Origin of the sequence: Pseudomonas sp. B21-009 (assembly GCF_024749345.1) — a bacterium.
Lineage (GTDB): Bacteria > Pseudomonadota > Gammaproteobacteria > Pseudomonadales > Pseudomonadaceae > Aquipseudomonas.
The window spans coordinates 5,253,922-5,267,671 of record NZ_CP087199.1; the positions used below are offsets into that span (position 1 = coordinate 5,253,922).

Sequence of the window (13,750 nt, forward strand, 5' to 3'; positions counted from 1 at the left end):
CACGGCGCATCGACGCCGGCCTGTCGTCTTTCATGCGAAGAATAAGAATCGAGGTCATTTCATGCTCGAAGCGCTCAACGATTTCCTCTCGGGGAAACTCCTCATCGTGCTTATCGTCGGACTCGGCAGCTACTTCACCCTGCGCTCCCGTTTCGTCCAGTTCCGCCATTTCGGCCACATGTTCAGCGTCTTCAAGGAATCCCTGCGCGGCCAGGCAGGCCAACTGAGCTCGTTCCAGGCGCTGATGCTGAGCCTGGCCGGCCGCGTCGGTGCCGGTAATATCGCCGGTGTCGGCATCGCCGTGACCCTCGGCGGCCCGGGCGCGGTGTTCTGGATGTGGGTGACCGCGCTGGTGGGCATGTCCAGCAGCTTTTTCGAGTGCACCCTGGCCCAGGTCTACAAACGTAGCGACGGCGACGGCCTGTACCGTGGCGGCCCGGCCTACTACATCCAGCACGGCCTGAAGCTGCGCTGGATGGCGATGGTGTTCGCGATTCTGCTGCTGGTGACCTACGGCTTTACCTTCAATGGCCTGCAGTCCTACACCGTGACCCACTCGCTGCAGAACGCCTTCGGCTTCGAGCCGAAATACACCGGTATCGCCCTCGCCGCCCTGCTCGGCCTGGTGTTCATCGGCGGTATCAAGCGTATCGCCTCGGTGTCCGACCTGCTGGTCCCGGTCAAGACCTTGGCCTACATCGGCGTGACCCTGTACGTGATCTTCACCCAGATCGACCACGTGCCAGCCATGCTCGAAACCATCGTCAAAAGCGCTTTCGGCCTCGATCCAGCGTTTGCCGGCCTGCTCGGCAGCGCCATCGTCATGGGCGTCAAACGTGGCGTGTTCGCCAACGAAGCCGGCCTTGGCAGCGCACCGAACGTCGCCGCCGTGGCCGCGGTGAAACACCCGGCCGCCCAAGGTGTGGTCCAGGCGTTCAGCGTGTTCCTCGATACCTTCGTGATCTGCACCTGCACTGCACTGCTGATCTTGCTGTCGGGCTTTTACACCCCAGGCTTTGAAGGTGACGGCATCGCCCTGACCCAGAACTCCCTGGCTGCGGTCGTCGGTGACTGGGGGCGGATCTTCGTCAGCGTCGCGCTGTCGCTGTTCGTCTTCACCTGCATCCTCTACAACTACTACCTGGGCGAAACCAGCCTGCAGTTCTTCACCCGCAACCGCCTGGTGCTGCTGGGCTACCGCGGCCTGGTACTGCTGCTGATTCTCTGGGGTTCGGTGCAGAACCTGTCGACCGTGTTCGCTTTCGCCGACATCACCATGACCTGCCTGGCGTTCGTCAACCTGGTAGCCCTGGCCCTGCTGTTCAAGGTCGGCCTGCGGGTGATGCGCGACTACGACGAACAGCGCCGCGCCGGTATCGCCCAGCCAGTGTTCGACGCGTCGAAGTTTTCCGACCTGGACCTGGACCCGGCTGCCTGGCCAGTGAATCCGCAGGTCGAGACCCGGACCGACGTCAACGTCGCCAACGCACAGACGCAGAGCTGACATGCGCGCCGTCAACAACCTTCTAGTGCTGTACACCGGCGGCACCATCGGCATGCTGCAAACCCCGCAGGGCCTGGCGCCTGCCGGCGGCTTTGAAGCGCGTATGCGCGAGCACCTGGAGCGAATGGCCGATGCACCGCTGTTGAGCTGGCGGCTGCGCGAACTGCGGCCATTGATCGACAGCGCCAACATGCAGCAAAGCAACTGGCTGGCCATGCGCGAGGCGATTGTCGAAGCGGTGGAGCGCGATGGCCACGACGGTATCCTGCTGCTGCACGGCACCGACACCCTGGCCTACACCGCAGCGGCGCTGTCGTTTTTGCTGCTCGGCCTGCCAGTACCGGTACTGCTGACCGGCTCGATGTTGCCGGCCGGCACCGCCGACAGCGACGCCTGGGACAACCTTTGCGGCGCCCTGCGGGTGATGGCATCCGGTATCGACAATGGCGTGCAGCTGTATTTCCACGGCCAGCTGCTGCACGGCGCGCGCACGTCGAAGCTGCGCAGCGAAGCCTTCGATGCCTTCGCCGCGCTGCCGCGTGAGCGCGATGGACAACGCGCCGAGTCGCTCCCGGCCTGCCTGGATTACCGCCAGCCACGCCAACCGGTAAACCTGATGGTGCTGCCGGTGTTCCCCGGGCTGCAGGTAGGCCATCTGCGCGGCCTGCTCTCTAGCGGCGTGCAGGGCTTGCTGCTGGAGTGCTACGGCAGCGGCACCGGGCCATCGGACGATCAGGACCTGCTCGATGCGCTGCACGACGCCCGCCAAGGCGGGGTGTTGATTGCGGCCATCAGCCAGTGTCCGGAAGGCGCGGTGCACTTCGACACCTATGCGGCCGGCAGCCGCCTGCGCGATACCGGCCTGATCAGCGCCGGCGGCATGACCCGCGAAGCGGCGCTGGGCAAGATGTTCGCTTTGCTCGGTGCCGGGCTCGATGTGCAAGCGGCGGAACACTGGTTCGCCCAGGACCTGTGCGGCGAGCGCGCCCAGTAGAAATGGCGGAAGGCAGCGGGAGTCGAACCTGCCCGGGAACGGCTGCCGTCCCCAACCGGGTTTGAAGCCCGGCCGCGCCACCGGGCGCGATTGCCTTCCTTGAACGGGTTACTGCCCCGGCGCCTGGGCCAGGGCATTGTCGGCGCGAACCTGGCGTCGGTCACCGAGACGCCGGGTCAGGCCGATACGGTCGAAGTACTCGAGTACCTGCACACTGCGCTTGCGCCCGATCCCCAGCACATCGCGAAACGCCGCCACCTGCACCACCGGATCGTCGCTGGCCAGCTGCAAGAGCATAGCCGCCATTTGCCGGATCGTGGCCTCAGGATAGAACAGATCGCGCACCACCTGGTGCACCTGGCCCAAACGCCCAAGCTTGCGCAGCAACAGGCGCACCTCGGCTTCATCGACTTGTAGTGACCTGGCCAGGTCGCGTACCCAGGGCGGGTCGAACAGCCCCTCGACCAGCAATGGCTGCACCTGGCTCCACAGCTGCGAGTCAGCATCGCTCAAGCGTATCTGGTGCTCGGGCAGGTGCAGCCAGGGCCCGCTGCTGACCAACCTGCCGCTGGCGAGCAGTTCATCCACCAGGCTGATGAAGGCCGGGCGCTCAAGGGTCAGGCCAACAAAGCGGCGCAAGCGATCACGATCAGGACCGAGCTGGTCCGGCTCCTGTTCATGAAACCGCGCCAGCCCCTCCAACAACGCCGTTTGCAATGTTTGCCAATGCTCATCGGTGAACAGCAGCGGGCCTTGGCGAGTGGCGATTACCTGGACATTGGCCGGCAGTTGCCAGCGGCTGCGCAGGCGATTGAACTGGCGCTCCAGGCGTTGCGGGTCGAGGCCCAGGTCATCACTGGCCAGCAGCGCCGGCAAGGCCTGCTCAAGGCTGTCGGCGCCAGCCAGGGCCTGCAACTGGGCAATGCGCGCCTCGCTGCGGCGCTGGCGCGCAGGTGCAAAGGGATCAAGCACCCGGCCGCCACCGAGGGTACGTTGCGCACGCTGGTCACGCAGCACCAAGCGATCACCGTGCACCGCCTGTACCGGTGCATTGGTGAGCAGTTGGGCGAACATGCGCTTGCCCGGTAGCACATGCTCGCCCTGCAACAACGCTACCCGGGCGGTGACATCCTGGGTGCCCAGGTGCACATGCACCGGGCTGAAGTGCTCGAAGGCGCGCAGTTCGCTGGCCAGCAGTTGCAGCTCGATGTCCACGCGCTGGGTCGGCGCATGCAGCCACTCGGCAAGCAGCCAGTCACCGCGGTGAATCTGCTCAAGGGCCAGGCGCTCGGCGCTGATGTTCAAGGCCACCCGCTGCCCGGCATGGGCCTCGACGGCGGCCTGGTTCTGCGCATGCAGGCCACGCACCCGCACCGGCTTGCCGGCTTTGCCGAGCAGCAGGCTGTCGCCCAGTTGCACACGCCCGTCCAGCGCCGTGCCGGTGACCACGATGCCGGCACCGGCAACCGCAAAAGCGCGGTCAATGGCCAGGCGAAAACCGCCCTGGCTGCTGCGCTGGCTAACCTCAGCCTGAGCCGCCAGCAAGGCCTGGCGCAGCGCCTCGATGCCCTCGCCAGTGACGCTGGAAACTGCAAACTGCAATGCCCCCGCATACGGCCCGGCAGCCAGCAGCACGCTGACCTGGGCTTGCACTTCCTGCAGCCGCTGCGGCTCGACCCGGTCGCATTTGCTGATCACCACCAAGGCCTGGGGAATGCCCAGCAGCTCGACAATCGCCAGGTGCTCGCGGGTCTGCGGCATCACCCCGTCATCGGCGGCCACGACCAGCAGCACCAGGTCGATGCCCTGGGCGCCAGCGAGCATGTTGTGGATAAACCGCTCGTGACCGGGCACGTCGATAAAGCCGGTTAGAGCTGCGCCAGGGCTGAGGGCGGCATAACGATAACCGAGGTCGATGGTCATGCCGCGCTCGCGCTCTTCCCGGCGCTGGTCACCCGCCTGGCCGGTCAGGGCCTCGAGCAAAGCGGTCTTGCCGTGGTCGATATGCCCGGCGGTACCGATAATCACGCCTGCACCTGCGCCAGTTGCGCCAGCCACGCGGTTTCGTCATCGAGCTGGCGCAGGTCCAGCCACAGGGCATCGTCATCGATGCGCCCGAGCACTGGAATCGGCAAGGCCCGCAGCGCGCGTTCCAGGCCATGCAAGGCGCGACCGCGCAGGCGCTTGGACACCTGCGGGCGCACACACAAGGCCGCACTGGGCAAGCGCGCCACCGGCTGGCTGCCACTGCCGATCATGCCCAGTGCGGGCTCTGCGCTGACCGTCCACTGTTCGCCCAGCTGTTGCGCCAACGCTGGCTGCAAGCGTTCGGCCTGCTGGAGAATCTCGGCCTGCGGCCGGGTCAACAGGCGCAGGCTGGGCAGGCGCTCGACCAGTTGATCAGGATTACGGTACAAGCCCAGCACCGCTTCTAGCGCTGCGAGGGTGAGCTTGTCGACCCGCAAGGCGCGCTTGAGCGGGTTCTTTTTGATCCGCGCGATCAAGTCCTTGCGCCCGACAATGATGCCAGCCTGTGGCCCGCCCAACAGCTTGTCGCCGCTGAAGGTGACAAGATCGGCGCCATCGGCCAGGGCCTGGCGCACAGTCGGCTCGGCCGGCAGGCCCCAGCGGCTCAAGTCGAGCAGGCTGCCGCTGCCGAGGTCTTCGAGCAGGGGCAAATCATGGCGATGAGCCAAGCGCGCCAGTTCTGCGGTCGGCACCTGGGTGGTGAAGCCCTGAATGCTGTAATTGCTGCAATGCACGCGCATCAACAGGCCGCTGCGCGGGCCGATGGCCGCCTCGTAATCGCGGGCATGGGTGCGATTGGTGGTGCCCACCTCATGCAGCTTGACCCCGGCGCGGGCCATGATGTCGGGAATGCGAAAAGCGCCACCAATCTCGATCAACTCACCGCGCGAGATGATCCCCTCTTTGCGCGCACCGAGGCTGTTGAGCGCCAGCAGCACGGCCGCGGCGTTGTTGTTGACCACGGTGACGGCTTCGGCGCCGGTGAGCTCGCGGATCAAGCCTTCAATCAGGTCATCGCGATCACCGCGCTTGCCGCTGGCCAGGTCGAACTCGAGGTTGAGCGGATAGCGGGCCGCCAGTTGCACGGCGTCGATGGCTTCCTCGGGCAGCAAGGCCCGGCCCAGGTTGGTGTGCAGCACCGTGCCGGTGAGGTTGAAGACCCGCCGCACCTGGCTGCGGTGGCGAACCACCAGGCGCTCGCCGGCGCGGCCGAGCAGCACCGGCGCGGCCAGTTCAGCGGCATCCAGTTGGCCGAGCCGGGCGTCCTCGCGCAGGTCGTCGAGCAACTGGCGCAAGGTCGCCAGCAGCGCGTCGCGGCCATAGCGCTCGGTCAGCGGCTGGCTGGCGGGGTGACGCAACAGAGTGTCGATGGAGGGCAGGCGGATCGGGAGCTTGGCGAGGTTGGACGGCATTCAGACGGTTCTCAACTTCAGTGGGCGCTGGCCATGGGCAAAACCTCAGTGTAGACCCGATCTCACTCCCCTCCCGGCGCCAGCAAAAGGTTCGGCGCCAGGCGCTGGAAGCCTTCCTGATCCAGGCGCAGGTCCAGCGCCAGGCTGGCAAGGTCGGCCGACAGTGCTTCGGCATCGGCGTCGTTTTCCAGGTAGATATGCTTTAGGTAGGTGTTGCAGCCCGGACAGCATTCGGCCTGCAGCGGCGCCTTGGCGCTGGCATAGCGGTCATCCTCGAAGCTGAAGTACTTGAGGCCCTTGCTCTGTTCGCAATACACGCATTTGACCCGCACCACATGCCATTCGCAGGCACACAGCGAACACACCAGGTAACGTAGGCCGTTGTACTTGCCGCGATGGCGGATGACCCCGGCCATGGCCGGCGAGCCACAGGCCGGGCATTGGCAGAGGCTGTCCGCCGCTTTCAGTTCGACCCCCTGCAGGCTCAGCAGCCAATGGCTCCAGGCCGCCTGCAACGCCGCGCCCAGGAACGGCACCAGCGCCGCCGGTACCAGGCTGTACGAACCTGTGAGCAAGGCGATGGCCCACAGCTTGCGCTGCTCATCGGCGGCGCATTGCAGCACAGACACGGCATCGGCCACGGCGCCACTGGAAGCCGGATAGCGCTGCAACAACGCCTGTAGATAAGCCAGCCAGTGTCCGTCGCGCACCAGGCTGTCGGCAGCCAGCGGCGGCAAGCCATGCTCGACACACAGGCGCTGGCGTTCGCTGTCGCTGGGAGCTGCGGCAGGCGGCTGGTCGAGCAGGCTCTGTTGCACATGGCAGAGGCCGGCCAGCAGACGCAGGTAATCCGCCAGCGGGTTGCCCTCGGCCAGTTGCTCCAGGCGCTGCGCACGCAGGGCGAACAGGTTCTTCGGCGGCAGGTAGAGAAACGGCGGCGTGCTGGCCGCCGCTTCGATCTGCCCAGGTTCCAGAAGAGTACTCAAGCGCTCATCCTTTTTTATTGATCGGCGGTGGCGGCTGTTTGTCGCCAGTCACTTCCCGATACCACAGCTCATGATGTTTTTTCGCCCAGGCACGGCTGACCCAGCCATGCAGCATGGCGCTGACCGAACCCTTGATCCAGATCCCGGCGTAAATATGGACGATGATGCTCAGCACCAGCACGAACGCCGCCAGGGCGTGCGCCAGGGTCGCCAGGCGAATCGAACCGATACCGAAATAACTGCTGAAGTAGGCCCGCCAGATCACCACGCCGCTGATCAACAGCACCAGCATGCACAGCAGCAAGGTCCAGAACAGCAGCTTCTGCCCGGGGTTGTACTTGCCGATTGGCGGTACGCCCTCCTCTTCGTTGCGCATCACCCGGTCGATACGCTTGAGCCATAGGCGGTCGTTGGCGATGAAGTAGTTCGCCCGCCAGAAACGCAGCACCAGGCCAACAAAAAACACGAACATCAACACGCCCATGAACGGATGCAAAATCCGTGTCCACGGCCCGCCGCCGAACAGATGGCTGAGCCAGAACAGTGCCGGGTGAAACAGTGCCAGCCCCGACAACCCGGCCATGATGAACAGGATCGCCACCAGCCAGTGATTGGTCCGTTCGTTGGCGTTGTAGCGCAGGATAGGTTTGTCGTTCATGGTCGTTCCTCCCCTTGCCCACCCGGCCGGTTCGGGTCATAGACATGCACCGCCGGGTCGACCACCTGCACACTGGTATCCGCAGGGCTCGGGTGCTCGTCCTCTTCGACCCGCTGCGGGCCGACGCGCACATAGTGGAAGAACCCGGCGAGCACCGCCGCGCCCATGGCCAGCAGCGCCAGCGGCTTGGTCACGCCTTTCCACAGGCCTACCAGCGGGCTGATGATCGGCTGGTCCGGCAGGCCCGCGTACAAACGCGGGGTATCGGCATGGTGCAGCACGTACATCACGTGGGTACCGCCGACACCATCGGGATCGTACAGGCCGGCGTTGTCGAAACCCCGCGACTTGAGGTCGACGATGCGCTCGGCGGCGTGCTCCTTCATGTCCTGCTTGCTGCCGAAGACAATGGCGCCGGTCGGACAGGTTTTCACACAGGCCGGCTCCAGCCCCACCGACACCCGGTCGGAACACAGGGTGCACTTGTAGGCCTTGTGGTCCTTCTGCGAGATTCGCGGGATGTTGAACGGGCAGCCGGTGATGCAGTAGCCGCAGCCAATGCAGTGGTCCTGGTTGAAATCGACGATGCCGTTGGCATGCTTGATGATTGCTCCCGGGCTCGGACAGGCCTTCAGGCAACCGGGATCGGCGCAGTGCATGCAACCGTCCTTGCGGATCAGCCACTCCAGGTTGCCGTCGCCGGTTTCGTGCTCGGTAAAGCGCATCAGCGTCCAGGTTTCGGCGCTCAGGTCCTGGGGGTTATCGTAGGTGCCATGGTTGTGACCGACCTCGTCTCGCAGCTCGTTCCACTCCGAACAGGCCACCTGGCAGGCCTTGCAACCGATGCACTTGGTGGTGTCGATCAGCTTGGCCACCTCCTCCAGCTGGCGGATCGACGAGGGCGGCGTGGTGGTGGCCGAACGGGCGATGATGTCTTGGCTAGCCATCAGATTTTCTCCACGTTGACCAGGAACGACTTGGATTCCGGCGTCTGCGTATTACCATCACCGAGGAACGGCACCAGGGTGTTGGTCAGGTAGCCGTGACGGGTACTGCCGGTGAAGCCCCAGTGCAGCGGAATGCCGATCTGGTGCACGGTCTGGTTGTTGACCTGCAACGGCCGGATGCGCTTGGTGACCACCGCTACCGCCTCGATATGCCCGCGCTTGCAAGTGACCCGCACGCGGTCCCCGGCGACGATGCCCTTCTCTTGCGCCAGCACTTCGCCGATCTCGACAAACTGCTCGGGCTGGGCAATGGCGTTGAGCTTGCAGTGCTTGCTCCAGAAGTGGAAATGCTCGGTCAGCCGGTAACTGGTCGCCGCGTAAGGGAAATCCTTGGCCTGGCCAAGGGTGTCCCACACCGAATCGAAGATGCGCCCGGCCGGGTTGCTGGTCGCCTGCTTGTTGTTCGGGTGCAGCGGGTTGATGCCGATCGGCGTTTCGAAAGGCTCGTAATGCTCGGGGAACGGGCCTTCGTTCATCTTGTCGACGGCAAAGAAGCGCGCCACCCCTTCAGGGTTCATGATGAACGGGTTCATGCCGGCCTCTGGCGGCACGTCTGCCTTGTAGTCCGGGGTATCGGTGCCGCCCCAGGCTTTGCCGTTCCACCACACCAGGCGCTTGTTCGGGTCCCACGGCTTGCCTTGCGGGTCGGCCGAGGCGCGGTTGTAGAGGATCCGCCGGTTGGCCGGCCAGGCCCAGGCCCAGCCGAGGTTCTGCTTCATGCCGAATGGGTCGCTGTTGTCGCGCCGGGCCATCTGGTTACCCTGCTCGGTCCAGCTGCCGCAGAAGATCCAGCAGCCAGAAGCAGTACTGCCGTCATCCTTGAGCTGGGCAAAACCGGACAACTGCTGGCCGGCCTTGAGGGTAGCGCCAGTGGCATCAGTGAGGTCGCTGACGGCGTTGCCGTTGAGCTCCCTGGCCAGTTCTTCGGGCGACGGTTCATCGGCTACCTTGTAGGGCCAGCTGAGGTTCAACAGCGGCTCGGCAAAGGCGCCGCCTTCGGTCTGGTAGCGTTTGCGCAGGCGCAGGAACAGCTCACTCATGATGCGCACGTCGGTGCGGGTTTCCCCCGGGCCGTCGGCGCCCTTCCAGTGCCATTGCAACCAGCGGCTGCTGTTGACCAGCGAGCCGTCCTCTTCGGCAAAGCAGGTGGTGGGCAGGCGGATGACTTCGGTCTGGATAGCCTCGCTCTGCACGTCGTTATAGGGCCCGACGTTGCGCCAGAACTCCGAGGTCTCGGTGGCCAGCGGGTCCATCACCACCAGCCACTTGAGCTTGCTCAGGGCCGCAGTCACGCGGTTTTTGTCCGGCAACGCGGCAATCGGGTTGAAGCCCTGGCACATGTAGCCGTTGACCTTGCCCTGGCCCATCAGGTCGAACATCTTCAGCACGTCGTAACCGGGAATATCCAGCTTCGGCAGCCAGTCGTAGCCCCAATGGTTCTCGGCACTGGCATTGGCGCCATACCAGGCCTTCATCAGGCTGACGTGGAACTTGCCGTAGTTCTGCCAGTACGACAGCTGCCCCGGCCGCAACGGTTTGAGCGCCCGCTTGGCGATGTAGGCGTCATAGTCCTGCTCGGCATCGCCCGGCAGGGTCAGGTAGCCCGGCAGCGAGTTGGACAGCAGGCCGAGGTCGGTCAGGCCCTGGATGTTGGAGTGCCCGCGCAGGGCATTGACACCGCCACCGGGCATGCCGACGTTACCCAGCAGCAGTTGCACCATCGCCGCACTGCGAATGATCTGCGCACCGATCGAGTGCTGGGTCCAGCCCAGGGCATAGAGAATCGTCATGGTCTTGCCCGGTTGCGAGCAGGTAGCGATCTCTTCCCAGATCTTCAGCATGCGGTCTTGCGGCATGCCGCAGGTCATGCTCGCCAGGTCCGCGGTGTAGCGGCTGTAGTGCAGCTTCATCAGCTGGTAGACGCAGCGCGGGTCCTGCAGGGTCGGGTCGACCTTGGCAAAGCCGTCCTCGCCCAGCTCGTAACCCCAGCCGGACTTGTCGGTGTAGCTGCGCTTGGCCGCGTCATAGCCACTGAACAGGCCATCCTCGAAGCCAAAGCCGGCTTTGACGATAAACGACACGTCGGTGTAGTTGCGCACGTACTCGTGCTGGATCTTGTCGTTACTCAGCAGGTAATTGATCAGGCCCCCCATGAAGGCGATATCGCTACCGGTGCGAATCGGCGCGTAGTAATCGGCCACCGACGCGGTACGGGTAAACCGCGGGTCGACCACGATCAGCCGGGCCTTGTTATGGGCCTTGGCTTCGGTCACCCATTTGAAGCCGCACGGGTGCGCTTCTGCAGCGTTGCCGCCCATCACCAGGATCAGATTCGCGTTGGCGATATCAGTCCAGTGGTTGGTCATGGCACCACGGCCGTACGTCGGGGCAAGACTTGCCACCGTCGGGCCATGTCAGACACGCGCTTGGTTATCGAACCCCAGCATGCCCAGGCTGCGAATGACCTTGTGGGTCAGGTAACCGGCTTCGCTGGACGCCGCCGATGCCGCCAAAAAACCCGTGGTCAGCCAACGGTTGACCGTCTGCCCCTGGGCGTTCTTCTCGATGAAGTTGGCGTCGCGGTCGGTCTTGACCAGATCGGCGATACGGTCCAGCGCCTCATCCCAGGACACCCGCGTCCACTCGCTGCTGCCGGGCTTGCGCACTTGCGGGTACTGCAGACGGCTGGGGCTGTGGATAAAGTCGAGCAGGCCGGCGCCTTTCGGGCACAGCGTACCGCGGTTCACCGGATGGTCGGCGTCGCCTTCGATATGGATGATGTTCTGCGCAACGTTCTTGCCGCCGTCCCCCTGGCTGTACAGGATCAGGCCACAGCCGACCGAGCAATAGGGGCAGGTGTTGCGCGTTTCCTTAGTGTGCGCCAGCTTGAAGTGGCGCACCTGCTCGGCGAAGGCAGGTGTCGGGGCCATGCCCAACGCTGCCAGGCTCGAGCCTCCAAGGCCAACTGCTGCGACCTTGAAGAACTGCCGACGGTTGAGATCCATCGTGCACTCCTGATCAGGTGGTGGACGCGCGGGACGTTGCCGGCGTCTCTTGAAACGATCACGGTGGCGGCAGATTGATGGCCGCCCACTGTCACTCTAGTCAAGATTCCCGGGAGCGGGATGAAAACGGATTGTCGGTCGACAAAAAGCAAAACGCCCGATGCGATGCACCGGGCGTTTTGAGGGTATTGCGGTCAGCGTGGCGAATCAGAACGGAATGTCGTCATCGAAGCTGTCGAAGTCCGGAGCCGGCTGCGGTGCGGCCTGCTGAGGCGCCGGGCGCTGTTGCGGCGCGGACTGCTGTGGACGCGGAGCCTGTTGGCGTGGCGCCTGGTTGTAATTGTTGCCGCCTTGCGGGGCGCCGTCCTGGTTCTGCGGGCGGCCGCCGAGCAGCTGCATGGTGCCCTGCATGTCGACAACGATTTCGGTGGTGTAACGCTTGATGCCGTCCTTTTCCCACTCGCGGGTCTGCAGCTTGCCTTCGATGTAGACTTGCGAGCCTTTGCGCAGGTATTCACCGGCGATTTCGGCGACCTTGCCGAACATCGATACGCGGTGCCATTCGGTGCGCTCGACCTTCTGGCCGGTCTGCTTGTCGGTCCACTGCTCGCTGGTAGCCAGGCTCAGGTTGGTCACGGCGTTACCGTTGGGCAGGTAGCGGACTTCGGGATCCTGGCCGCAGGTACCGACCAGAATGACTTTGTTAACCCCACGGGCCATAACGTTCTCCTAGGCTTCGCACGCGGAGGAAGCCGGGTTTACCAGGCGTTCCAGGGTCGTGCGATCCAAAATTTGTGTATCAAGTTTGATATAGATGGCGGCTTCATCGGCCACCACCACTGCGTCGGTCACTCCCGGGACGGCCATCAGCCGCTCTGTCAGCCCCGCTTCCCGTACCGCCTCGGCCGATAACGGCATGCGCAGGCTGGTCACGTACGGCGGCTCACGCATGCTCAGCGCCACGACCCACCACAGGGCACACAACGCTGCGCAGCCAAGGAACACCGTGCTCAGGCCACCGTGCTGGAACAACCAGCCACCGAGAATTCCTCCCAACGCGGCACCAAGGAACTGGCTGGTGGAATATACCCCCATGGCCGTGCCCTTGCCGCCGGCGGGCGACACCTTGCTTACCAGTGAAGGCAAGGATGCCTCCAGCAGGTTGAAGGCGGTGAAGAATATCACGGTGCCGATCACCAGTTCGTGCAAGTTGTCTGCTGACAGCCAGAAGAATAGCTCGGTAAGCATCAACACACTGACCGCGCCCAGCAGGACACGTTTCATCTTGCGCTTTTTTTCGCCGTAGATGATGAACGGGATCATTGCAAAGAATGAAATCAGCAAGGCGGTCAGGTACACCCACCAGTGCTCTTCTTTCGGCAGGCCGCCGCGCTCGACGAAAGCCAGCGGCAAAGCGATGAAACTGGCCATCAGAATGGCATGCAAGACGAAGATGCCCACGTCCAGGCGCAGCAGGTCCGGGTGACGCAGGGTCGGCATCAGCGCCTGCTTGGCAACCCCGGACTCACGATGCTGCAACGCGCCGTGGGACGGCGGCACGACAAAGGCAATGATCGCAATACCGACTACGGCCATGGCCGCGGTGGCCAGGAACAACCCCGAGAGGCCAAAGGCACGGGTAACCAGTGGGCCGACGACCATGGCCACGGCAAACGACAGGCCGATGCTCATGCCGATCATGGCCATGGCCTTGGTACGGTGCTGTTCGCGGGTCAGGTCCGAGAGCAAGGCCATGACCGCGGCAGAAATCGCCCCGGCGCCTTGCAGGATGCGTCCGGCAATCACCCCCCAGATCGAGTCGGCCTGGGCCGCCAGCACGCTGCCCAGGGCAAAGATCACCAGGCCCAGGTAAATCACCGGGCGACGGCCGATGCGATCGGAGATCACCCCGAACGGAATCTGCAGGAAAGCCTGGGTCAAGCCGTAGGCACCAATGGCCAGGCCGATCAGTGCCGGGGTGGCACCGGCCAGGTCCATGCCATAGGTCGCCAGTACCGGCAGGACCATGAACATGCCCAGCATACGGAAGGCGAACACCAGGGCCAGGCCGCCTGCGGCGCGGGTCTCGCTGCCACTCATGCGTTCGCTGTGGGGATCGTGCATGGATAAACCTCGTGTGAACCGGCGGCGATTCT

Annotated in this window: 10 protein-coding genes and 1 tRNA gene; 2 read left to right on the forward strand and 9 right to left on the reverse strand. The window is 64.3% G+C overall.

Annotated elements, in window-relative coordinates; all coding sequences use genetic code 11:
* Positions 1-61: 61 nt before the first annotated feature.
* Entirely contained in the window at positions 62-1,504 is a 1,443-nt protein-coding gene (locus tag LOY34_RS24285) for a sodium:alanine symporter family protein (protein ID WP_195885137.1), read from the forward strand.
* 1 nt (position 1,505) lies between these two features.
* Positions 1,506-2,498: an asparaginase gene (locus LOY34_RS24290; RefSeq protein ID WP_195885138.1), complete on the forward strand. Its 993-nt coding sequence runs from the start codon at positions 1,506-1,508 to the stop codon at positions 2,496-2,498.
* Positions 2,499-2,501: 3 nt separating this feature from the next.
* Here LOY34_RS24290 and LOY34_RS24295 read toward each other — a convergent pair.
* From LOY34_RS24295 to LOY34_RS24335, 9 genes are all read right to left on the reverse strand, one after another.
* A tRNA-Sec gene (locus LOY34_RS24295) sits at positions 2,502-2,597 on the reverse strand.
* Positions 2,598-2,606: 9 nt separating this feature from the next.
* Positions 2,607-4,526 carry a selenocysteine-specific translation elongation factor gene (gene selB, locus LOY34_RS24300; protein ID WP_195885139.1) on the reverse strand — a complete coding sequence of 640 codons (1,920 nt, stop codon included), beginning with the start codon at positions 4,524-4,526 and terminating at the stop codon, positions 2,607-2,609.
* Positions 4,523-5,938, reverse strand: coding sequence for an L-seryl-tRNA(Sec) selenium transferase (selA, locus tag LOY34_RS24305; RefSeq protein WP_195885140.1), 1,416 nt, complete (start codon positions 5,936-5,938; stop codon positions 4,523-4,525). The genes selB and selA overlap by 4 nt, the downstream gene beginning before the upstream one ends.
* Before the next feature lie 62 nt (positions 5,939-6,000).
* Positions 6,001-6,924 carry a formate dehydrogenase accessory protein FdhE gene (gene fdhE / locus LOY34_RS24310; RefSeq protein ID WP_195885141.1) on the reverse strand — a complete coding sequence of 308 codons (924 nt, stop codon included), beginning with the start codon at positions 6,922-6,924 and terminating at the stop codon, positions 6,001-6,003.
* A gap of 4 nt (positions 6,925-6,928) precedes the next feature.
* Positions 6,929-7,582, reverse strand: coding sequence for a formate dehydrogenase subunit gamma (locus tag LOY34_RS24315; protein WP_045200010.1), 654 nt, complete (start codon positions 7,580-7,582; stop codon positions 6,929-6,931).
* Entirely contained in the window at positions 7,579-8,529 is a 951-nt protein-coding gene (gene fdxH, locus LOY34_RS24320; protein ID WP_045200013.1) for a formate dehydrogenase subunit beta, read from the reverse strand. Before fdxH ends, LOY34_RS24315 begins: the two co-directional genes overlap by 4 nt.
* A complete protein-coding gene (gene fdnG, locus LOY34_RS24325) occupies positions 8,529-11,594 on the reverse strand; it encodes a formate dehydrogenase-N subunit alpha (protein WP_156160223.1) in 3,066 nt (1,021 codons plus the stop codon). Before fdnG ends, fdxH begins: the two co-directional genes overlap by 1 nt.
* Before the next feature lie 207 nt (positions 11,595-11,801).
* The gene (locus tag LOY34_RS24330) at positions 11,802-12,314 is read right to left on the reverse strand and encodes a single-stranded DNA-binding protein (RefSeq protein WP_045200019.1); all 513 of its coding nucleotides are present in this window, start codon (positions 12,312-12,314) and stop codon (positions 11,802-11,804) included.
* A 9-nt stretch (positions 12,315-12,323) separates the two neighbouring features.
* A complete protein-coding gene (locus LOY34_RS24335; protein ID WP_045200021.1) occupies positions 12,324-13,718 on the reverse strand; it encodes an MFS transporter in 1,395 nt (464 codons plus the stop codon).
* Positions 13,719-13,750 lie beyond the last annotated feature (32 nt).

What these genes read in the sequence shown, in the direction of transcription:
- LOY34_RS24285 (WP_195885137.1), top strand. Translation starts at nt 62, where the DNA reads ATGCTCGAAGCGCTCAACGATTTCCTCTCGGGGAAACTCCTCATCGTG.
- LOY34_RS24290 (WP_195885138.1), top strand. Translation starts at nt 1,506, where the DNA reads ATGCGCGCCGTCAACAACCTTCTAGTGCTGTACACCGGCGGCACCATC.
- selA (WP_195885140.1), bottom strand. Translation starts at nt 5,938, where the DNA reads ATGCCGTCCAACCTCGCCAAGCTCCCGATCCGCCTGCCCTCCATCGAC.
- LOY34_RS24315 (WP_045200010.1), bottom strand. Translation starts at nt 7,582, where the DNA reads ATGAACGACAAACCTATCCTGCGCTACAACGCCAACGAACGGACCAAT.
- fdxH (WP_045200013.1), bottom strand. Translation starts at nt 8,529, where the DNA reads ATGGCTAGCCAAGACATCATCGCCCGTTCGGCCACCACCACGCCGCCC.
- LOY34_RS24330 (WP_045200019.1), bottom strand. Translation starts at nt 12,314, where the DNA reads ATGGCCCGTGGGGTTAACAAAGTCATTCTGGTCGGTACCTGCGGCCAG.
- LOY34_RS24335 (WP_045200021.1), bottom strand. Translation starts at nt 13,718, where the DNA reads ATGCACGATCCCCACAGCGAACGCATGAGTGGCAGCGAGACCCGCGCC.